General features: G+C 49.1%; 13 protein-coding genes. 3 read left to right on the top strand and 10 right to left on the bottom strand.

The window, feature by feature from the left end; translation table 11 throughout:
* Nucleotides 1–2 precede the first annotated feature (2 nt).
* Nucleotides 3–1,190, top strand: coding sequence for a class I SAM-dependent methyltransferase (locus DWX33_RS13000; RefSeq protein WP_122380527.1), 1,188 nt, complete (start codon nt 3–5; stop codon nt 1,188–1,190).
* Nucleotides 1,191–1,349: 159 nt separating this feature from the next.
* Here DWX33_RS13000 and DWX33_RS12995 read toward each other — a convergent pair whose 3' ends face one another.
* The 3 genes from DWX33_RS12995 to DWX33_RS12985 form a co-directional block, all read right to left on the bottom strand.
* A complete protein-coding gene (locus tag DWX33_RS12995) occupies nt 1,350–2,180 on the bottom strand; it encodes a hypothetical protein (protein WP_005868153.1) in 831 nt (276 codons plus the stop codon).
* 34 nt (nt 2,181–2,214) lie between these two features.
* Nucleotides 2,215–5,136: an ATP-binding cassette domain-containing protein gene (locus DWX33_RS12990; RefSeq protein WP_122143721.1), complete on the bottom strand. Its 2,922-nt coding sequence runs from the start codon at nt 5,134–5,136 to the stop codon at nt 2,215–2,217.
* A gap of 83 nt (nt 5,137–5,219) precedes the next feature.
* Complete coding sequence (locus tag DWX33_RS12985) at nt 5,220–6,887, bottom strand: putative transporter (RefSeq protein WP_008771847.1); 1,668 nt, start codon at nt 6,885–6,887, stop codon at nt 5,220–5,222.
* Nucleotides 6,888–6,984: 97 nt separating this feature from the next.
* On the opposite strand from DWX33_RS12985, the gene DWX33_RS12980 reads away from it, so the two are divergent.
* Together DWX33_RS12980 and DWX33_RS12975 are read left to right on the top strand one after the other, a co-directional pair.
* The gene (locus DWX33_RS12980) at nt 6,985–7,338 is read left to right on the top strand and encodes a hypothetical protein (RefSeq protein ID WP_008771848.1); all 354 of its coding nucleotides are present in this window, start codon (nt 6,985–6,987) and stop codon (nt 7,336–7,338) included.
* A 100-nt stretch (nt 7,339–7,438) separates the two neighbouring features.
* Nucleotides 7,439–9,745, top strand: coding sequence for a TonB-dependent receptor (locus tag DWX33_RS12975; protein WP_087343872.1), 2,307 nt, complete (start codon nt 7,439–7,441; stop codon nt 9,743–9,745).
* Nucleotides 9,746–9,768: 23 nt separating this feature from the next.
* Here the strand turns inward: DWX33_RS12975 and DWX33_RS12970 are convergent, their stop codons facing one another.
* The 7 genes from DWX33_RS12970 to DWX33_RS12940 all read right to left on the bottom strand — a co-directional run bounded on the left by DWX33_RS12970 (nt 9,769) and on the right by DWX33_RS12940 (nt 21,483).
* The gene (locus DWX33_RS12970; protein WP_122380526.1) at nt 9,769–11,649 is read right to left on the bottom strand and encodes a radical SAM protein; all 1,881 of its coding nucleotides are present in this window, start codon (nt 11,647–11,649) and stop codon (nt 9,769–9,771) included.
* Nucleotides 11,650–11,666: 17 nt separating this feature from the next.
* A complete protein-coding gene (yihA, locus tag DWX33_RS12965; RefSeq protein ID WP_121772524.1) occupies nt 11,667–12,269 on the bottom strand; it encodes a ribosome biogenesis GTP-binding protein YihA/YsxC in 603 nt (200 codons plus the stop codon).
* Between the two features lie 44 nt (nt 12,270–12,313).
* Entirely contained in the window at nt 12,314–13,777 is a 1,464-nt protein-coding gene (locus DWX33_RS12960; RefSeq protein ID WP_122380525.1) for a sodium:solute symporter, read from the bottom strand.
* Nucleotides 13,778–13,818: 41 nt separating this feature from the next.
* Entirely contained in the window at nt 13,819–15,402 is a 1,584-nt protein-coding gene (locus DWX33_RS12955; RefSeq protein WP_122380524.1) for a bifunctional UDP-sugar hydrolase/5'-nucleotidase, read from the bottom strand.
* 225 nt (nt 15,403–15,627) lie between these two features.
* On the bottom strand, nt 15,628–18,006 hold the full coding sequence (locus DWX33_RS12950) for an FtsX-like permease family protein (RefSeq protein WP_087343885.1): 2,379 nt from the start codon (nt 18,004–18,006) through the stop codon (nt 15,628–15,630).
* A gap of 148 nt (nt 18,007–18,154) precedes the next feature.
* Nucleotides 18,155–19,468 (bottom strand): SpoIID/LytB domain-containing protein, encoded by a 1,314-nt coding sequence (locus tag DWX33_RS12945; protein ID WP_122380523.1) that lies wholly within the window; start codon nt 19,466–19,468, stop codon nt 18,155–18,157.
* A gap of 17 nt (nt 19,469–19,485) precedes the next feature.
* Nucleotides 19,486–21,483 carry an OPT family oligopeptide transporter gene (locus DWX33_RS12940; protein WP_057328543.1) on the bottom strand — a complete coding sequence of 666 codons (1,998 nt, stop codon included), beginning with the start codon at nt 21,481–21,483 and terminating at the stop codon, nt 19,486–19,488.
* Nucleotides 21,484–21,955: the final 472 nt, after the last annotated feature.

The following is a 21,955-nucleotide window of genomic DNA, read 5'->3' as shown; positions in this document are numbered from 1 at the left end:
GCATGGAACAAATAGAGGAACTTTCACGATTTATCAAGGAACATGCGTCGGATGATTTGAATCGTCTGTTGCTTTCCGCCTCTCGTTATCCGGGGATCGATATCCCTTTCGTGGTGGATCAATTAAAATCTCGGCGGCAGATCAAGGATAAACTACCTTCATGGTATCAAAACGATCGACTGGTTTTTCCGGCGAAGATAGCGGCGGAGCAATGTTCCTCGGAACAGACTGCCTTGTACAAACAGAGGTTGGTAGATCCACAGGCACATGTATGTGATTTGACTGGTGGATTGGGGATCGATAGCTATTTCTTCTCCCGGAAAGTACGGCAGGTTACCTATATCGAACGCTTTTCCGCTTATTGCGAGGCGGCTATCCATAATTTCAAGGTGCTAGACGTTGGTAACGTAACGGTATTGAATGGCGATTCTACGGAGTTAATAGATAAGATCGATGGAATAGATGTGTTTTATATCGATCCGGCTCGTAGGGGAGAGGGGAATAAGCGGGTTTTTGCGCTGCAAGATTGCGAGCCGGATTTGACAAAGTTGGTTCCTGTCTTGTTTGGTCATGCCTCTAAGGTGATCGCTAAATTATCTCCGATGGCGGATATTCATATGACGTTGGATTTGCTTCCGGATGTGACAGCCATACAGGTGCTTTCGGTGAAAAATGAATGTAAGGAGCTTTTGTTTGTGTTGGAGCGAGGCTCGAAAGGCGGGAGTCCTCAAATCTGTTGCGTGAATTTCACTTCGGAGGAAGAGCCGGAATTGTTTGTGTTCTCATTGGTGGAAGAACGGGAAGCTGTCGCTTCCATCCGTGGAGAAGTCAAGCGTTATTTATACGAACCGAACGCTTCCATCTTGAAGGCGGGTGCGTTTAAAGCGGTCGCCACTCGTTTTGGATTGAATAAATTGCATGTCAGCAGTCATTTATATACGTCGGATGAGGTTGTCCCTAGTTTTCCGGGACGTTCTTTTGTGGTAGACGAAGTGATCCCCTTTACGAATAAACAATGTAAGACCTTGTCGAGGCAGATTCCCCAAGCGAATATCACAGTCCGTAATTTCCCCCTCTCGGTGGATGAGTTACGTAAGCGAACTAAAATTGTGGATGGAGGAACTATCTATCTTTTCGCTACTACTCTGGAAAATGGGGATAGGGTACTTATCAAAACTCATAAGATATAGGATACTGCATGGGCGTTGCAGTGTTACTGCATAGGTGCTGCAGCATTATTGCATAAGGGTTGCAGTACTATTGCAAGGCCTGTTGCAGTGATATCCGAAGGGATATAAAAAAAGTGTATGATGTTATCACCATACACTTTTTATGATATGAGGTTTATATTACTTCAATAGATTCGCACGCATTTCCTCAATCTTAGCTTTTGACTCACGAGCCGTATTTATGGTTGCTACCATTCCGCTTAACGGAGCGATTGTAGTTCCTAATTGCTCCAAGTCTGGATAATATTTAGCTAAGTCGGCTGTGATCTGCTGGATGATACCGATACGTTTTTCCATATTCTCGCTCAAACCGGCGGAAATAGCGTCGCCTTTAACAACCAAGCCCGGGTTTGCGTATACAATGGCATATTCTACAGCCATGCCCCCTAACAACTCAAGCTCAACGTCAGCCTTATCATTTTCCATCATAGCGTCGATCAATTTGTTTTCTTGGTCTTTCATGAATTTGCTTAACTCCTCTTTGCTGGCGTTAGCGGGAGCGGACTCTTTCATGATGTCGATAGCGAATGGAATGTCCAGATCCGTAGTCAATTTAACCAATACGTTCTCGATATCTGTAGTCGGCTTTTTCATAGCCTTCAATACGTTCAAGTCTGCGAAGTAGATACCGCAAGCACGTGCTTTCTGGGCTTGTGTGTTCAATTCGGAAACCTTGCTGACCGGCAACATAAAATCAGTATTAGCGACAGAGATCGTAACCTCGCCGGTAGATACTTTGTAAGGCAACTCCGAATCCGGCATATCTTTCAAGAAACGAGTAACCTCGTCTTTCAACTCGGCAGTAAGCAGACCTTTAGATACTTCTCCTGCGATAGCTGCTTCTTCCTCTACTTTTTGCTCAGCGGCGTCTTGTTTTTTACTGCTGTTGCAAGATACCATTCCAAATGTAATCGCTGCTATGGTTAGCAGGCTAACAAAACTCTTTTTCATGTTATTCTTTATTTTTAGATTATATATTTTGTCATTAATCGCTCCCTTTGTTTAAATACTTGCCGGGAAACTCTGCGAAGATAGATATAATTACCAATAAAGCAAAGATTCCTAACATTAATAAATTAAATGTAAAAGTAGAAAATGTATAACCGGCGAATTTTTTCTCATGACTATAGAAAGGCGCACGTCCCCAATTATTGTCCGGTTCCAGATAAATCTGCCCGATTTTAGGATAGATCCGGTTGTGAGCCTCCTTATAGAATTGGGTACTGGTTGAGTTAAGTACCAGTTCCTCAATGGCCGAGTTATGGTGCTCTTTTTTCAAGGTGTTCAACCATTCGGAGCCATGTTCTTGAATGACCTCTTTCCGTTTTTTCTCTAATAACGCCGTGAAATTATCGCTACGGGTATGCAGGGCTTTTTCCACTTTATCCATATAGCTCTCGTAACTCTCTTTGGACGTATAGGGGGCGATACGGGCGGCACGGGATAGTACGGCCAGTTCGTTGTGGATCGTCCGGGTGTTTTCTTCCCGTTTATTCGGGATCAGGTTGAGGCTGTTTATGAGGCTGCGCACCTCGTCGGCATGGACATTCCGGTAATATTGCGCTAGGAACTTTTCTTTTTCGACCGTGAAAAATAGGCGGTTGTAGCTGTTGTTCCGGAATTGTTCCGTAACCAACGCCTCGAATGCCCAACGTGAGGGGATAACCTCACCGATAAGGGGCACTATGTTCCGGCTGGATGCGCTCCTGCTCAAATCGTCGAACTTGACAACTAAGCCGCAAAGTAAAATCTGCGGGATTAAAAGCAGCGGTATCGTTATATAGATCGCTACGATCGAGTTTAAAGATTGCGATAGTATCAAACCTGTCAGGTTGGCGAGGAATGAGGTTGCCCATAGCGTGATCCACCAAGTAAGGAACATCTCGCTTCCGATGCCTATCAATAAATTTCCTACCACTATGAATAGCAAACTTTGGATCGCTGAGATACAAAGCAGGTAGAACATCTTTGACGAGAGATAACTGCCTCGGCTCAATCGCAAGAATCGTTCTCGCTTTAGGAGCGTCCGGTCCTTGATGATCTCTTCGGCGCTGATGCTTAATCCCGTGAAAGTAGCGACAATCACCGCCATGAAAATGTAGGATACCAGATTTTTGTTCGCCAGCAAAGAATACCCGTCATCGGGTACGAAGCGGGTGAGCAGGGCCACGATCACCGCCAATAAAGGAGTCTCCAGTAAGGCGATGCACAAATACTGCTTATTGGTCAGCTTGGTTTTTATGTTTCTTTCCAAGAAGATACAGAATTGCTTCCAGATCGAGGGCTTCTGCTGATGATTCGGGGGCAGGGGGGTAGGCTTAACCTCTTGGAACTTCGGGCGGGAAGCTACATATAACTCATGCCATTCTTTTGAAGTTATCTTCCGGATGTTTGTCTGGTTTCCGCTATCGTCTATCTTTTTTGCGTCGATAATAGTTAGGATTAATTCTGGATTGATATTTCCACAAGTGCCGCACACGCTGATATCCTGATCGGTGTAATTGGCGATCCGTTTGAAATAAGTGATCGCCTCGATCGGGTTACCGTCGTAAATCGGGTAACCGCCGGTATCTAATAACCACAGGCGATCGAACAACTTATAGATCTCGGACGAAGGTTGATGGATATTGACAACCACGAGCCGTCCCCGGTGCGTTTGTTCCTTTAACAGCATGATGACCTTCTCGGAGTCGGTGGACGAGAGGCCGGAGGTTGGCTCGTCCAAATAAAGGATCGCCGGCTCACGGATAAGTTCCAGTGCTATATTTAAACGTTTACGCTGCCCTCCGCTGATCGTTTTCCGGATTGGAGACCCGACGGCCAAATCCCGGATCTTGCTCAGATCCAAATCCTCCAGTATCGTATTGACACGATCCTCGATCTCCTTTTCGGTCAGGTTCGCGAAACAAAGGCGGGCGGTATACCATAGATTTTGGAATACGGTCAGCTCCTCGATCAGCAAGTCATCCTGAGGCACGAAACCGATCAATTGCTTGCATTCCGGATCACTCAGCGGATGTCCGTTCAAGCATACACTTCCCTCACCGGGGATAATATTCCCATTTAAGATGCTTAACAAGGTAGACTTACCAACGCCGCTTCCTCCCATGATGGCTACCAACTGGCCGGATTCAAGGTTGAAAGAGAAATTGTGCATACCGTTCTCGCTATTTTTGAAGCTGAACTCGATATCCCTCCCGGTTAATAAAATACGTTCCTTATGCTCATTCTGATTGAATACATCGAGGACATCACTATAATAAACCGGCAAGAATAGCGGGCTTTTGATTACGCTGCTACGTTGCCAGCCATAGAAGATACCGGAAGTAAGCGGGATATCGTTCATGAATACCCGTCCGCTGCCTTGGTAGATAAAGACCATTCGGTCGAACCGGGTCAGTCTCAACACCCGTATCTCGCCCTCCAACCCCCTTCTGTAGATATGGTTGACGTCTTTATCGCTATCATCAGCGTTGATCGTAAGTATGGAGGGGGATTTTTTACCGACAACAAAGGCGTATAGATTGTCGAAGGTATCCGTGTCGATATTAAATATCGTAGCGATCTTATGGAAAATGGCTAAGTTCTCGTTCAATCCTTCATTGTTGCCATGGGCGAACTCCATGAAACGGAGAAGAAGCAATAGCTGGTCTTCCGCAATCAATTTGGGCTTGAGCTGGTTGCATACGTTGATAATAACACTCTCTCTATCGATATCGAAGTCCGGATCATCGTAAACACTTTGTATCTCATCAAATAGCTCCATATATTCTTTATGGGAGCGGATACCAAAGTGACTGGTTAAGTAAGAATTGACGGCCTGACGCGCTTGGTCACTTTCTATTTTTGCCAACGAAGCAAATATAGCGAACAAGTTCAGTAGCCCATTGAGTATAGTTTCATTCATTCATCAAAGTATTGTTTCAAATGTCTTGCAAAGATAAGGTAAGTGAAACAAAAAACAGGTCGAATGTTAGACTTTTTAAGCAGTCAAGTGAATAACATGATCAATAATTGGGCAGAAATCACCCGGATGAACATGGATAACGGGTAAACCGTAGCGTAAGATACGGAAGGCTCGTCACCCTCGACGGTCGTATTGGCATAACTCAAGGCCATCGGATTGGCCATGCTTCCGCATAGCATACCTATGTTGTGGGCGTAATCTAGCTTGAAGAATTGCGAGGCGATGAACCCGACGATCAAGACCGGTACGATCGTCAATAGGAAACCGAGGCCGATCCATAACAATCCTTCGGCACGGAAGACGGTCTCGAAGAAATGAGCTCCGGAGTCGATTCCCAGTCCCGCCAGATAGATCACTATACCAAACTGCCGCATCATCAGGTTCGCGCTCTGGGTGGTATAAGTCGTTAGGTGGAAACGGGGGCCGAACGCACCCATCAAGATTCCAACGATGATCGGTCCTCCGGCGATACCCAGCTTGATGGGGGTACTCATTCCCGGTATGGCAATTGGGATCGCCCCGATTAATACGCCCAGCGTAAGTCCTACGAATATGGCAAGCAGGTTGGGGTTATCCAGCCGTTTCAGCTCGTCTCCCAAGATCTTACCCACGTTATTCACGGAATTGGCCTCGCCTACGATCGTTAGTTTATCCCCGATCTGTAGACGGAGGTCACGGGAGGCCACCAGATCGATACCCGCACGGTTCACCCGGGTGATGTTGATCCCGTATAGGTTGCGGAGCCGGAGCGAGCCTAGCTTTACCCCGTTTACCCGGTTGCGGGTTACGACGATACGGCGGGAGATCAATTGGCTGTCGATAGCGTTCCAGTCAATATCTTCCTTATTCCAGTCCGTAGTCTCTTGTTCTCCGAAAAGTACCTTGATGGATTCGACATCCGCCTTTACGGATATGATAAGCAAATGGTCTTTTTCCTTTAAGATGGTTTCAGAGGTAGGGATCGTCACCTTTCCGTTTCTCCAGAGGCGGGAGATCACGAAATGTTTCTCTGTCAATTTCATGACTTGCTGGATGCTCTTATTGTAAATAGAGGGGTTTAATACCTGAAATTCCGCTACGTTTGTTGTCGTGTCTTGCTCCTTATGCGTGTTCTGTGTCTTTTTAGCGAATAAGGACCTCAAGATGATAATAGCGAGAATTACGCCTACGACACCTAATGGATAAGCTACGGCACAGGCCAGAGCCATATCCGTTACGTTCCTCGTATTTTCCGGATCCATCTGTAAGAGCGCTTGCTGGGCGGCACCTAGGGCCGGGGTATTCGTTACGGCACCGGATAGCAACCCTACCATAACGGGGACGGAGATTCCTGTTATCCAATGAAACACCAACGTCAAAATCAGTCCTAAAGCGATCACCCCTAATCCCATCGTATTCATTTCCACCCCGCCTTTTTTTAGGGAAGAGAAGAAACCGGGACCTACCTGCAATCCCAAGGTATATACGAAAACGATAAGCCCGAAATTCTGGGCGAAGTTCAGCATGTCCTTATTTACGGTAATGCCCAGATGCCCTGCCATAATACCGGCGAAGAATACAAAAGTAATGCCTAATGAAATGCCGAATATCTTTAGCCGCCCTAAATACACACCAACCGCCGCCACGATAGAAATGACAGCCACGGCCTGTATCATCGAGGGTTCTGCAAGCGTCTCAAGTAACCAATTCATAAGAGTTTCTTTTTTGCTTTAGAAGCGCGAAAATACATAAAACAAAGCAATTAAAAAAATTGTAGTATCTTTGCCCACGAAATAACGATGATACAGGGTGAGGGAAACGATGGTTAAATATATAAAGTGGTTGCTGCCGGTACTTTTTATCGCATATTATAGCAGCGTCTCGCTTTTTACGCACGTCCATGTGGAGCATGGTACGACCATCGTGCATGCGCACCCTTTCAAGAAGACGGCGGACGGTACTTGCCATCATCATGCCTCTCTGGCGGAGATACAGTTGTTTCATATGCTCTCGTCTATTCACGTGATGGACGGGGCGATTCACCCGTTACGTTTACAATTCTATTCTTTAAAAGTATCTAATCTTTCCGAGTCTCCGGTCTATCCGGATCATGTCACTTCCGTTGAGGGACTGCGATACCTGCGGGCTCCCCCAGTTGTTTGATTACATATCCAGAAATCAATATCCGTTTGTAGAGACGGGGCATGCCCCGTCTCCTCGGTAATTCGTAATCATTAATATTCAAACAACTATTAATCAAGCAATGAATAAGTTTATTACACTTATACTATGCCTGTGCTGTATCTTTACGTCAGCGTGGGCAGAGGGAGACGATCATGTTTCCCTAAATCCTTCCGACGCTAATATCGTAGGTCATATCCTCGATAAGAAAACAGGAGAGCATCTCTCTTTTATCAATGTCTACCTCCACGGTACGACGATCGGTACGACTACCGACGCGACCGGTCATTATTATATGAAAAATCTTCCTGAGGGGAAATATACCTTGGTCATGAAGTCTATCGGATATAAAACCGAGGAGAAGACGGTGAACCTTAAGAAAGGGAAGACATTGGAGATTAATTTCAATGCCGAGGAAGACGCTGTCTCCTTGGACGGAGTTGTCGTATCAGCAAACCGTAACGAGACGACCCGCCGTATGGCTCCTTCCTTGGTAAACGTGCTCGACTCCAAGGTGTTCGAGACCACACACGCCACTTCCTTGGCCGACGGCTTGAATTTCCAGCCCGGCGTGCGTGTGGAGAATAACTGCCAGAATTGCGGTTTCCAACAAGTGCGTATCAATGGTCTGGAAGGCCCTTATACCCAGATCTTGGTGGATAGCCGGCCGATCTTCAGCGCCCTGACTGGCGTATATGGCTTGGAGCAGATCCCGGCGAATATGATCGAGCGGGTGGAGGTGATGCGCGGAGGAGGCTCGGCCTTGTTCGGTTCGTCCGCTATCGCCGGTACGATCAATATCATCACGAAGGAGCCGATGCGCAACTCTGCCCAGATCGCCCATTCGTTGACGATGATCGGGGGAAGCCGTCCGGATAACAATACCACCGTGAACGCCTCGTTGGTGACGGACGATCATAAGGCGGGTATCTACCTCTTCGGGCAGGGCCGCCACCGTGCCTCTTACGACCATGATGGCGACGGCTACTCAGAGCTTGGTAAGTTGGAGGCGAAGACCCTCGGATTCCGTTCCTACCTAAAGACCAGCAATTACTCCAAGCTCACTTTCGAGTACCATAACATCAGCGAGTTCCGCCGGGGCGGTAATTTATTGGATCTTCCGCCTCACGAGACGGATATCACCGAGCAGACCGACCACCAGATCAACGGGGGAGGCCTGAAATTCGATCTTTTCTCTCGTGACTATCATCATCGGCTGAATGTGTACACCTCCGCCCAGCATACGAAACGCCAGAGTTATTACGGCGCCGGAAAAGACCCGAACGCCTATGGTAACACGACGGACATGACCTTTATCGGTGGCGCCCAATACTCCTACGAATGGGACAAATGCCTTTTTATGCCCGCTACCTTTACGGGAGGTGCCGAGTATAGCTACGATGATTTGCAGGACGAGATGCTTGGTTATAACCGTACGATCGCCCAGACCGTGCATATCGGTAGTGCTTTTGCCCAGAACGAGTGGAAGAATGATCGTTGGAGTTTCTTGATCGGTGGCCGTTTGGATAAGCATAATATGATGGATCACGTGATCTTTAGCCCTCGTGCGAACGTGCGTTTCAATCCGACGAAGGATATCAACCTGCGTATGTCGTACTCCAGCGGTTTCCGGGCTCCTCAAGCGTTCGACGAGGATTTGCATATCACCGCCGTGGGTGGCGACGTGGCGATCATCCAGATCTCCCCGGACTTGAAGGAGGAGAATTCGCAGAGCGTGAGTGCTTCCGTAGATTTCTATCATCGCTTCGGCCCGGTTCAGGTGAATTTCTTGGTGGAAGGTTTCTATACGGATTTGCGGAACGTGTTTATCTTGGAGGAGATCGGCCGTGACGAGGATAATAACCTGCTGATGGAACGCCGTAACGGAAAGGGTGCCCGTGTGATGGGTATCAATCTGGAGGGTAAGATGGCCTATTCTTGGATGCAGATACAGGCGGGCGCTACCTTGCAACGGAGCCGTTACAAGGAGGCGGAGCAATGGAGCGAGAATCCGAATATCACTCCGCAGAAGAAGATGTTCCGCTCTCCGGACGTATATGGTTATTTCACTTCTACCTTCACGCCGGTCAAGCGTTTCTCCGCTTCCTTGACGGGTACATATACGGGTAGTATGTTGGTGCAGCACTTGGCGGGTTATATCCCGGAAGATCGTGAGGAGAAGACTCGTGATTTCTTCGACTTGAATCTCAAGCTGGCTTATGACTTCCCGATCTTCAAGTCCGTGACTTTACAGGTAAATGCTGGAGTCCAGAATATCTTCGACTCCTATCAAGATGATTTCGACAAGGGAGCGCACCGGGATGCCGGGTATATCTATGGCCCGGGGATTCCCAGAAGTTATTTCGTGGGGTGTAAGATCAGTTATTAAATACTCGGCGAGCCTCCGCGGGGCTATTCCTCCACTATTCTCTCTATATAATTTGGCGGCAGGGTGGTGCGTGGTACTTTCATGCCGCCGAACCATTTATGCAAGGGCAAGTCGAAACCTGTTCCATTCATGTAATTGTAGAGGGAAACGCGAAGCCCCTCGCTGAAAAGCTCCGGATCGCAGCCGGATAGCGCCTCGAACTGTACGTCATTACGGGCGAATCCGCCAAAGGGAGGCTCCGTGACACGGCAACTGTACTCGGCGGGGTGCAACCCCACAGGGCTATGCGCTGTCATGGCGAAACGATGCCAAAATCCGGATTGAATCAGCCCAAGCTCAAACATTTGCCGGACCGTTTCTAAGGAATCTATGGTTTCTTGAGCGGTTTGGGTCGGGAAACCATACATCAAATAGGCATGGACCATGATGCCTGCCCCGGTAAAGTTGTTGGCGACCCGTGCCACTTGAGCCACTGTCACCCCTTTATTTATCAGCTTGAGGAGTCGGGGAGAGGCTACTTCCAGACCTCCCGACACGGCGATGCAGCCACTTCGTTGAAGAAGGTCGCATAGTTCCTCGGTATAGCTTTTCTCAAAACGAATATTTCCCCACCACACGACGGTTATCCCACGGCGGATAATCTCCTGCGCCATTTCCCGTAGCAAGGCGGGTGGAGCGGCCTCGTCCACGAAATGGAAGCCGATCTCGCCGGTTTGCTCGATCAAGCGCTCCATACGGTCTACCAAAGTCTTGGCTGTATTCGGCTCATATCGTTTGATGTAATCCAATGAGCCGTCGCAGAAGGCGCATTTCCCCCAGTAGCAACCGTGCGCCAAGGTCAGTTTATTCCAGCGACCATCGCTCCAAAGCTTGTGCATCGGGTTGGCCATTTCCATGACAGAGATGTATTTGTCCAGTGGCAAGCCCTCGTAATCCGGGAATCCGGTCTCGTTTTGCCGGCAAGCGGGATAAGCGGGGTTGTCTTGATAAACGACCCGGCTGCCGCTCTCGTCCAAGGAGAAGGTGCGTACCAGTTCCTCTTTGGGGATCGCCCCGTCCAGATAGCGCAACGTTTGGTAAAGCGGGTCCTCTCCATCATCCAGCAAGAGGTAATCGATATATTTGAAAAAGCGTGTATCTGTGATGGAACGAAGTTCCGTATTCACAAAACCACCTCCCATAAGGATCGGGATATCGGGATGTGCCTGCCGCAGCCACTGGGCGAGCCGGAGGGAACTGAATAAATTCCCCGGGAAAGGTACGCTGAATGCGATCACCTTGGGCTTGCTCTCGGCTATGTGCTTTTCTAATAGCGGCTGCGTCATGCGATCGATAAAGCTGAAAGGCTTTTGGAGGGCTTCCTCGATCTCGTCGAAGGAGGAGGCGCAGCGGCCTAGATGCTCGGCATATCGGCTGAAACCGAAATCCGGGTCGATCGTTTCCCGGATCAAGTCGCAGAGATCCTCCAGATACAAGGTTGCCAGATAACGGGCTTTATCCCGTAATCCCGAAGTACCGAACGCCCATTCCAGCTCCTCCTCGTTTTGGCTCCCGTGATCGCTTTCTGGAAGGTAATCTTGATTACAGATGCGATAAGCGAGAGGATCGTTCTTTCCTTGAAGGAAAGCGACAACGGCGGTTATCGTGTCGATATACCGTTGCTTATTAGCTAGCATCCCCCGGACTTTAGCCGGATATTTACCTTTCCGTCGCTCGATCTCGGCGAATAACTCCCCGAGACCCTGCGTGGAAAACAAAGCCAAGATTGTCTCGATACCCAGATCGGTCTGCCCGACATGTACACCCTTTGCCTCCAAATAACCTTTTAGGTAAGCCGTGGAAGGATAAGGCGTATTGATCTGCGTAAACGGAGATAAAACCAGAAGAACCGAAGCTAATCCCATATCAACTCAACTAATTTTCAATTATTCAAGCTATTGTTGATAGACTCGATATAGTCAAGGATCTCATCCCGTCCCTCTTTCTTCTCCGAGGAAGAGACGAAGATTGGAGGAAGCTCTTCCCAAGTCTCCAGTAATTTATCCGTGTAGGCTTTTAGGTTCTCTTTCAAGCGTCCCTTGCTGATCTTGTCGATCTTCGTGAAGATGATAGAGAAAGGAACCCCGCTCTCACCCAGCCATTCCATAAACTCCAGATCGATCTTTTGCGCCTCGTGACGGCAGTCCAAAAGGACAAATAGGTTGGTCAGTTGCTCTCGATCGAGGATATAGTTCTCGATGATACGTTTCAATTGTTCCCGGTTCTCCTTGCCTCGTTGGGCGAAGCCATACCCCGGAAGATCTACCAGATACCACTCGTTATTGATAAGAAAATGATTGATAAGTAAAGTCTTACCCGGTGTTTGCGAAGTCATCGCCAAGCCCTTCTTGTTGGTAAGCATATTGATCAAAGAGGATTTGCCTACATTGCTTCGTCCGATGAAGGCATACTCCGGCTTATTACCCTCGGGGCATTTCCTTACGTCTGTGTTGCTGATAACAAATTCTGCGCTTTTAATTTCCATAAAATATAAATTAATGAATAATGAGTATTGAATAATGGCTAGGCTTAATTCTCAATTTTCAAATTTCCATTTTCAATTGCCGAAAGCCACAGCCCGGCGAACGTGATGCCTCCGTTTACCATAAGCATCTCGTAGCCGAACGTATAGCCTGCGTATTGTTTCACCAAGAAATCCGTGGCGAGGCAAATCAACGGGGAGGCTATACAGATATAGGGCACGTATTTGTCACGGGGTTTCCGCTTCGTGAAAAGCCCGAAAACAAACAGCCCCAATAGAGGACCATACGTGTACGACGCTATCATGTAGATTGCGTCGATAACACTCCGGTTATTTACGGCCTTGAACGCCAAGATGATCAAGACGAACAAGACGGATATCATCATGTGTACCTTCAGGCGGGTACGTTTCGCCCTTTTCGCTTCCTCTTTCTGCACACCGAGGATATCTACGCAAAAAGAGGTGGTGAGCGCTGTCAACGCCGAGTCGGCGCTACTGAAAGCCGCCGCTATGATACCGATCGTAAAGAAGATCAAGATACTCCCGCCCAAGATCCCCGAGGTACAAAACATCGGGAGGATATCGTCGTTGAGGGTTGGCAACTGGATGTTCTGCTGTGCCGCCAATGTCAGTAGCAGTACCCCCAGCGCGAGAAACAAGAAGTTGACCGGCGTGAAGGCGAATCCATATGTGTACATATTCTTCTGGGCATCCTTCAAGCTCTTGCAGGAGAGGTTCTTTTGCATCATGTCCTGATCTAGCCCGGTCATGACGATCGTGATAAAGATACCACTGAAGAACTGCTTGAAGAAGTTCTGCGTACTATGCCAATCGCCGAACTCGAAGATCCGGAAATGAGGGCTTTCCACCAAGGTCTGCGCCATATCCCCGAAATCCAGTCCCATCTTGTCCTTCACCTGCCAGATGATCACGACCAACATTGCCACGAGACAAAGGGCCTGCAACGTATCTGTCCAGATGATCGTCTTGATACCGCTCCGGAACGTATATAGCCATACCAGCAGGATACTGAGGATAGCGGTCACGGCGAATGGGATGTTCCAAGCGTTGAACACGTAGGTTTGCAAGATCAAGACCACCAGATATAAGCGTGCGGCCGCCCCTACGATCTTCGAGAGCAGGAAGAATGAGGCCCCTGTCTTGTACCCCCTTCTCCCGATCCGGTCCTCCAGATACGAGTAGATGGAGGTAAGTCGCAACTTATAGTATAGCGGTAGCAATACCTTGGCTATAATGATATATCCCACGAAGAAGCCTAATACCGTCTGCATATACGTCATATCGATAGCCCGCACCATGCCGGGTACCGATACGAACGTCACCCCCGATAAGGATGTCCCTACCATGCCGATAGAAACAATATACCAAGGTGATTTCCTGTTCCCGAGGAAGAATGCCTCGTTGCTGTTATTACGTCCCGTGATCCATGCTATTAGCAGCAAGACGGCGAAATAGGCAGCGATAATAAAAAGGATGATATAGCTGTTCATGTATTGCTAACTTCTTTCTTCTTCTCCGCAAAGATACGGCTTTACTTTGAAATAACGGGCATATGCGTGGATTCTACCGTGATGGGTTTCTTGATGCCCTTTAGGTAGTCCATGAAAGCGTCGGTCGATATGATACCTAAATTATCGAATTCCGGGATCTCGTAGCCTTTGAATAAAGAGGCGTCGTACCCGTCTCCGCCATCGGTGATGAAAGCGTCTAGGGTCACCACGCAAGGGGTATTGTCCTCGATCTCGGTCTTTTGCCCATCTCTCGTATAGACTATTTTCTCGATCTTATTTCCGCTTAGGGTAAGCGTGAGGTCGGAGGATTGAAGGAAACCGTTCGGATTCTTCCGTCCATCCTCCAATAGTTTCTTCAACCGCTTGCCGTCGAAACGATAGGCAACGATAGCGGAGCCGAAAGGCAGGATGTTGCCGGCACGCAGTCGGGTGATATCCCCTTTCGGGAGGGCCGCACGGATACCTCCGTAATGGTTTACGCCGATCACCGGCTGATCCTTGTAAGCGGGCATCTCTTTTTGGAAACGCTGGGCGTATGCGGCCGTGACCAACGCCCCGATAGGCGTATAGTCGAACTTATTGATGGTACGGTCGTGGATCAAGGCCTCTTTTGCCGTGGCAAGTTTCTCGTTCAGCCGATATTTATCCATGATCTTCTCCACGGCCTCTCGCATCTCCGGGTTCTCCTCGCAGGCTACACGCACGGTATCCCCTTGGATGAAAGAGATATCCCGGTGTCCGTTGAAATCTTGTATATGGAACAGCAGTTTCCCGATATGGGTACCGTTTACGCCGGCTTGGATGATGGGGATGTTATTGATTTTATCGAGCACCAGCTCATGCGAGTGGGCGGATATGATGGCGTCTACCTTATCGATGAACGGCAGTCCTTGGGCGTTCTCCTCGGTGATGCGGTAAGGCATTTTCATATCCGTGCCGATGTGCATCAAGAGGATAATCATATCGATCTGGCCCTCTTTCTTTAACTGGTAGACGGTTTGTATGCAGGCCGCTCCCAGCGGATGCGTGAACTGAAGCCCTTTCAGGTTCTCCGGCTTGGTCTTGACGTAGGTGTCCGTCGTGGTCAGTCCGATGAAGGCTATGCGCAGGGAGGAGCCATCTTTCAACTTACGCTCTACGATACGGTAGGGACTCAACCAGTCGGGGTGAGTATATCTCTTCTCTTCGGTGATATTGGCGGCCACATGGGGGATATTCAAAGCGGCGGTGTCCACTAGGTAAGGAAGCCCCCAGTCGAACTCGTGGTTACCGATGGCGGACATTTCCACGTCCATCGCCTCGTACATCTCTTTGATAGGCTCGCCTTTCGTGATCTTGGAGAAATAGCTTCCGCTGAAATTATCTCCGCCTGAGACAACGATGGAATGCGGATAGCGTTGCTTCTCGTTTTGTGTCATTTGTACCAACCGGGCGGCTCCCGGCGTGATCCCGTCGGAGGCGAAAGCCCCATGGAAATCGTTGAATGAGAAAATGGCTAAAGTGTCTATCGAGCTAGACGGAGTGGCGATATCTTGAGCGAATAGGGGAGCGGTTAGCGCACTGCCTAGCAAAATCGCCGATACGAATTGTTTTTTCAGTCCCATGGTTGTATGTATTAATAGGGACAAAAGTAGGAAAAATAACGGGATTCACCGAGGAAAACGCCCGATTCGTCGAATTCTTTTTGATCGTTTTAAACCTTCGGCCTACCTTTGTGTCATAGTAATAGCTCGTGAGAGTGAAAGCGAACCGGTTGTTCATCATAACCGGGAAATAGGTAAACATTAAGTCAAAGGGCCGCCGTCTGGATAAGATGCGGCCCTTTTGATTTATTCGGACTTGAGGTTGTTTACGGGATTGTCGTGGGTGGTACGGAATACGTTATATCCGGAAACCGCCAGTATGACGGTGAGTACCAATACGCCTCCTCCCACGAATAGATACCAGGATAGCTGGATCTTTTCCGAGAATTGCTCTTGCCATTTCTGGGAGATATAGAAAGCGATACCGCAACCAAGTAAGATGGCTGGCAATGCCATGGTGATGATATCTTTCAAGAAAATATGGAGTATGTCTTTTACCGTGGCTCCGTTAATCTTGCGGATCGCCATTTCTTTCCGGCGACGGTTCACCTCGTCGTTCGTGTATCCGATCAATCCGATGAAGACGATCAGCAAGGTGACGATACCACCGATCATGACGGAGTCACGGAATTTCCGGGAGGAGGTGTATCCTTCCAGCATCTCGCTCTTGAAGGAGATCACGTTGAGTTCTTTATCCGGGATGAGTTGCCCCATTAGATCCTGCGTCTTGCGTAGGGCCTCGGAAGAAAGGCTATGGTATCGAATGACCATATGTTGGGCCGCCCCTTTCGTATAGAACATGATCTTGGCTCGCGGATCTTCTCCCGCTATGGAGCCTAGGCGGAAATCCTCGAACACGCCCCGGATCGTGAAGAGAGGCATCGACTCGGACTTGGTATCGTGTCCGGTTATTTGTACCGTCTTGCCCACGGCTCCATCCTTCCAGTCGGCGAAAGGTTTCATGTATTCAATGAAATTGCGGCTCACCAGTATCTCTTGCGAGGAGGTGGTATTCTCTGTGAAGTATTGTCCTTCTACGATCGGGATTTCCAATACGTTCAGGTAATCGTTTCCTACGTCGTAGAGGTCGGCGATGTTGAATAGTTCCCGGTCGTCTCCCGGAAGATAGACGTTATTGCCCGAGGCTCCCCAGAAAGGAAGGTTATAGCAAGTCGTGATGGCGTCTACCTCGGGCAATCTCTGGGTTTCCTCGATCAGTTTGGCACGCCCCGTGGAGTCTACGGCGCCGATATACACATAGGCGAGGTTCTCGGGATTGTATCCCGGATGATCATTTACCATATGGTCGTATTGCTTGCCTACCACTAGCAATAAGGAGGCGAGGAAGCTGATTGCCGTGAACTGGAAGAACAAGAGTCCCAGTTTCCAAAGGCGGCGTGCTTCACGAATACTCCGGAAAACAGCCGCTACAGGAATGCGTCCTAAGAACCAGCCGGTAGCTATGCCCGTAGAGATAAGTACGACTATGACCGTGAGGCATATCGCCCACATACCCGTGGATAGGAATAACGATCGGACTCCCGTGCCGATCAGCTCCTTTATAATTCCTTGAAATCCTAGGATCAGAAGTACGACCAGCGCTAGCGCGACGGTGACGTGGGTCCCTACCTCGGACAACGCCATACCTTGGATATCCTTACCGCTCGCCCCGTAACATTTGCGTACGGCCATCTCTTTCGTGCGGTTCACGATGGAGGAGATCACGATCAATATATAGTTCATTACGGCGGTGAAGATCAATACGAAGGCGATGAACGAGAGGATCAAGGCCATACGTTTGGCCATGTCGTCCTCCATATGTACGTTGAGTAGTTTGTGGAAGGTGAAGGTCAGTTCCACGCCGGCTTTCTTAAGGTCGTTTACGGGGAAATGCTTGTCGATCATCTGTCTCATTCCCGCTTCCAACTGGGCCTCTGTCGTACCCGGCGATACCTTGACATAACTTTGGTAGCGGTCGTTTCCGGTTAACATATGGGTTCCGTCCCACATGAACTTGCTGATGGAGGAAAGGGATACGATAATGTCATAACTCTGTTCGGTGTTGTCCGGTAGTTTCTTGAATACGCCGCCTATCGTGAGGGCTTGTCCCGGCGCGTCGTCAATCTCGAAGCGTTTTCCCATCACGTTACCGCCGATACGTTCGGCGATCTCGTCGGATACGAGCACGTACATGGGTTGGGAGAGAACTTGCTTAGGGTCTCCGATGAGCATGGGGCGGGGCAATACGTCGAAAAGACAACTGTCCGCTAGGATGAAGGTCGCTTTGAGCCGATGCTTGTTGTCGGACATCGTAAAAGGGGAGTTTCCCCGGAAGTACGTATAGCGTGTGGCGGCCTCGATCTCCGGTGTCTCTTGTTTCAAGAGGGGGATTACTCCGGCGGGCGTTTGCCCGTGGTCGCCCACTTCCCCGTTCATGAAAAATTTCTCATATACTCGATAGATCCGGTCTCCGTCCGGATAGAAGTTATCGTAGGTGTTCTCGAAGTGGACTTTAGCGATCAGCACCAAGCCGATGGTCAGTCCTATACCCAAGGAGATAATCTTCATTACATTGTGTTGCCCTCTCTTAAAAAGGGAGCGAATTGCGATCCCGATGTTTTTCATATTGTTATTGTATTATTTTCCGGTAAGATAAAATCAAATACCGTGCCATTGTGTTTATGTGGTTGAAAAACAGAGGGGTGAGTAGCGTATGATTATTTATGAGTGTCCAATAATTGGACAAGGGTGTCCAGATTTTGGACACCTTTGTTTAATACCTTTTCTCAATAGAGGCTCCGGGGAAATAATGCGTGAGGATTTTCCGGTACGAATACCCTTTGGCTCCCATCACGGCGGCTCCGATCTGGCAAAGCCCCACGCCATGTCCCCATCCGGCTCCCGTCAAGATGAAGCGGGAGGGGATATCGAGGCGGATATCCTTTTTGTCGACAACAAAGGCCGAGCTGTATAGATGCGTCTCGGACAATGTCCGGCGTATCTCAAGCTCTTTGCCGATGGTGAACGAACGGCGTACCCCTACGATCTTGAGTTTCGTGATACGTCCGGACGAACCTCTTTCCAACGGTACGAGATCGATGATCGGCCCGAAATCCATACCCGTTTTCCGGTGGATCAACCCCGATAGTTCCTCTTGCGTGTATTCTACTTTCCAACGGTAGAAATCCGTGGTCTCTTGATCGTAGTTGTTTAGCACTTGGCTAAGGATCTCCTTGTCCGTCGTATTACAGAAGGCTTCGGGTGAGGTACGTATCCATTGTTCCGCTTCCCGCTCGTCCGTCAAGTCGGGATAGGCGGGAGTCTCGCCGTCCCTCAATGCGGTAAGATAGGAGTGGGGAATCGGTTCCCAGCAATTCTCGAATTTCTCGGTCACGCCTCCGCAGCATTTCGAGAAGCGGGCGTCGCAGATCGTATCGTTATCCATCAATACCTCTCCACGGGTCTCTTTGATCACCTCCCTGACTATCGGGTTCGATGCCCGGGTAATACCTTGGTAACGCTGGCAATGGTCGTCGGCACAGACATCGAACAACTCATGGTCCTCCCGGTCGTACCAGCGGATCAAGGTCTCGTTGTCGCGGTAACAACTTTTATAGGGCGTAACCGATCCGTTCAAGTTGAAATTCTTCTCGACCTGTGCCAAGAGCCAGCTTCGCGAGATCACGGCATGGGCTTTCAGCAACTCTTTGGAAGCGTTGGCGCTCATCTCCGAGGAGATTACGCTGGTAAGGTATTCCTCCACGTCCACTTGGTTGATCGTGACGATTCCTTTATCGGTCGCCACGAGGTTCAACGCTCCCTTGAAGCGTTGATCCTCCTGCCGTTGCCAGTGAAAATCCACGCCGATCGTGACCGCCTTCAAGTCGAAAGAGGATTGCGGGCTGGTCGGCTCGAAGAATAGCTCCTGATAAAGCTTCCCATTGTACACGATCTTGCCGTTTACCCAGAGGGCACGTTGCTCGCCTATGGTGAACGTACCGGTTTCCGTATGTACATACTCTTCGTTAAAAACAAATGAGACCGCTTTGTGGGTCATGATTCCCACATTGATTACAGGTGCTTCCATATCCTTATTCCTTTATTCTATTCTTTTTTTGCGTTCAGGGAATTAAATGTGAGGTAAGCGATCATGACAAGGTACATGACAACCGCTAGTATCTCGGCGGCATTGCTAGATGCCCATTCCTCGTTCATCAAGTTGATTCCGCCGAAGCGTAAGGCCGCGCTGACCACCCCCATCAAGGCACCGCCGGCGATAAAGCCGGAAGCCAGTAACGTACCTTTCTCCAAGCGGGCTGAGTTCAAGCTTTGGTCTTTGCTACGGCTTCCTACGTACCAACTGATCGCTCCACCGATCAAAAGCGGCGTATTCAGGTCCAAAGGGATAAACATACCCAAGGCGAATGCCAACGCCGGTATCTTGCAGAAATTCAATACGACGGCGAGGACGGCTCCAATCGCATATAAAGCCCAAGGTGCCCCCGAGCCACTCATCAACGGCTCGATAACGGCGGCCATAGCGTTCGCTTGCGGAGCGGCCAATTGTCCGGTCGTGAAACCGTACGTCTGGTTCAATATCAAGATCACGCCTCCTACCGTAGCGGCAGAAACTAGTGTGCCTAAGAATTTCCAAGTCTCTTGCTTGGCGGGTGTGCTCCCCAGCCAATAGCCGATCTTTAAGTCGGTAATGAAACCTCCCGCCATGGAAAGCGCCGTACAAACCACGCCTCCGATAATCAGGGCGGATACCATGCCGGCCGGCCCTTTCAACCCTACGGCGACTAAGATGATGGAGGCGAGGATCAACGTCATGAGCGTCATGCCCGATACCGGGTTCGTCCCTACGATAGCGATAGCGTTTGCCGCTACGGTCGTAAACAGGAAAGCGATCACCCCGACCAGCAATAAGCCGATGGCGGCATGGAACCAATTATGAAGTACGCCGAACTGGAAGAACAGGAAGGTGACGATCAGCGATACGATGATACCGATCGTTATCATTTTCATCGACAAATCCTTTTGCGTACGTATGGTATTACTCTCCACAGCGTCTCCTTTTCCTTTCAACTCGTTCGCCGCCAAGCCTACGGCTCCCTTGATGATTCCCCAAGAGTTGATGATGCCGATCACCCCGGCGGTAGCGATACCTCCGATACCGATGTGGCGGGCGTAGGTGGTGAAGATTTGCTCGGCGCTCATGCTTCCGACGGTCGCCGTGATAGCGTCATTGCCGAACGTAAGTACGTCGGCGCTGAAAATGGCGGACATGGCGGGGATGATCACCAACCATACCAAGAATGAACCGGCGCAGATGATCAAGGAGTATTTTAATCCGATGATGTAACCCAGACCTAGCACGGCAGCGCCCGTATTGACTTTCAATACGATCTTGGCCTTCTCTGCCAGCATCTCACCGGCTCCTACGATACGGGTACTGATCGTCTCGCCCCACCAACCGAAGGTAGCGATGATGAAGTCGTACAAACCACCGATTAATCCGGCGAAGATCAAGGGTTTCGCTTGGCTTCCGCCTTTCTCGCCGGAGACGAGTACTTGCGTGGTAGCCGTAGCTTCCGGGAAGGGATACTTACCGTGCATATCGGATACGAAATATTTACGGAACGGGATCAAGAGCAAGATCCCGATGATACCTCCTAACAAGGAACTCATGAAAACCTCGAAGAAATTGACCGTGATCTCCGGATATTTGTCTTGCAGGATATAAAGGGCGGGCAAGGTGAAAATGGCCCCCGCCACGATCACGCCGCTACTGGCCCCGATAGACTGGATGATGACGTTCTCTCCCAAGGCGTTCTTCCGCTTGAATCCGCTGGACAACCCTACGGCGATGATAGCGATCGGGATGGCGGCCTCGAATACTTGACCGACCTTCAGGCCCAGATAAGCGGCCGCCGCGCTGAATATCACTGCCATGACCAATCCCCAAAGGACGGACCAAGGCGTAACCTCCGGATAGTGTTTGTTGGGAGACATAAGAGGCTTGTAGCTTTCCCCTTCTTTTAATTCTCGGTAGGCGTTTTCTGGCAGCCCGGTTACCTTTTCTTCATTTTCTGGTTTCACGATATTAAAATGTTAGATTATAAGTTCGTAATAGCTCCACCAAACGGGTGTTGGGTGACAAATTTATGTTTTCTGGCTGAGACATGCAAGGATTCTTTAGAATAGTTAGGGCAACCGTACCCAAATTATCTATATGAATTCTTGCCCAGTAGCGTATGAATTCTTGTTCTCATGCTGTATAATTCTACAAACCACGGCGTGATCTGTACAGACCAAGTCGTGGAATATACAAATCACGTCGTGGTCTGTACATCCCACGGCGATCATTTGGAAATAGATCAAGTAGTAAGTATGTTTGTATATGGCAAAAAGAATGTTTATTACTTGAGGACATGAACAATTATACCTAGAGCAGTTATAGTTGTACATATCAAGCAAGAGATGTGCGACTAGAATAGGATGGGGGAGAAGCCGAGTAAATAATTTGAGGTTTATCGTTAATTCGTAAATTCTTTCTATTTTTGTAGTCAAA

Source organism: Parabacteroides sp. AF19-14, assembly GCF_003635485.1.
GTDB classification, from domain to species: domain Bacteria; phylum Bacteroidota; class Bacteroidia; order Bacteroidales; family Tannerellaceae; genus Parabacteroides; species Parabacteroides distasonis.
Note: the sequence above shows the minus strand (reverse complement) of the source record. Positions and strands in the feature narration are given on the sequence as shown.

Coding starts and splice junctions, on each gene's coding strand:
- DWX33_RS13000 (WP_122380527.1), top strand. CDS start 3: ATGGAACAAATAGAGGAACTTTCACGATTTATCAAGGAACATGCGTCG.
- DWX33_RS12995 (WP_005868153.1), bottom strand. CDS start 2,180: ATGAAAAAGAGTTTTGTTAGCCTGCTAACCATAGCAGCGATTACATTT.
- DWX33_RS12990 (WP_122143721.1), bottom strand. CDS start 5,136: ATGAATGAAACTATACTCAATGGGCTACTGAACTTGTTCGCTATATTT.
- DWX33_RS12985 (WP_008771847.1), bottom strand. CDS start 6,887: ATGAATTGGTTACTTGAGACGCTTGCAGAACCCTCGATGATACAGGCC.
- DWX33_RS12975 (WP_087343872.1), top strand. CDS start 7,439: ATGAATAAGTTTATTACACTTATACTATGCCTGTGCTGTATCTTTACG.
- DWX33_RS12970 (WP_122380526.1), bottom strand. CDS start 11,649: ATGGGATTAGCTTCGGTTCTTCTGGTTTTATCTCCGTTTACGCAGATC.
- yihA (WP_121772524.1), bottom strand. CDS start 12,269: ATGGAAATTAAAAGCGCAGAATTTGTTATCAGCAACACAGACGTAAGG.
- DWX33_RS12960 (WP_122380525.1), bottom strand. CDS start 13,777: ATGAACAGCTATATCATCCTTTTTATTATCGCTGCCTATTTCGCCGTC.
- DWX33_RS12955 (WP_122380524.1), bottom strand. CDS start 15,402: ATGGGACTGAAAAAACAATTCGTATCGGCGATTTTGCTAGGCAGTGCG.
- DWX33_RS12950 (WP_087343885.1), bottom strand. CDS start 18,006: ATGAAAAACATCGGGATCGCAATTCGCTCCCTTTTTAAGAGAGGGCAA.
- DWX33_RS12945 (WP_122380523.1), bottom strand. CDS start 19,468: ATGGAAGCACCTGTAATCAATGTGGGAATCATGACCCACAAAGCGGTC.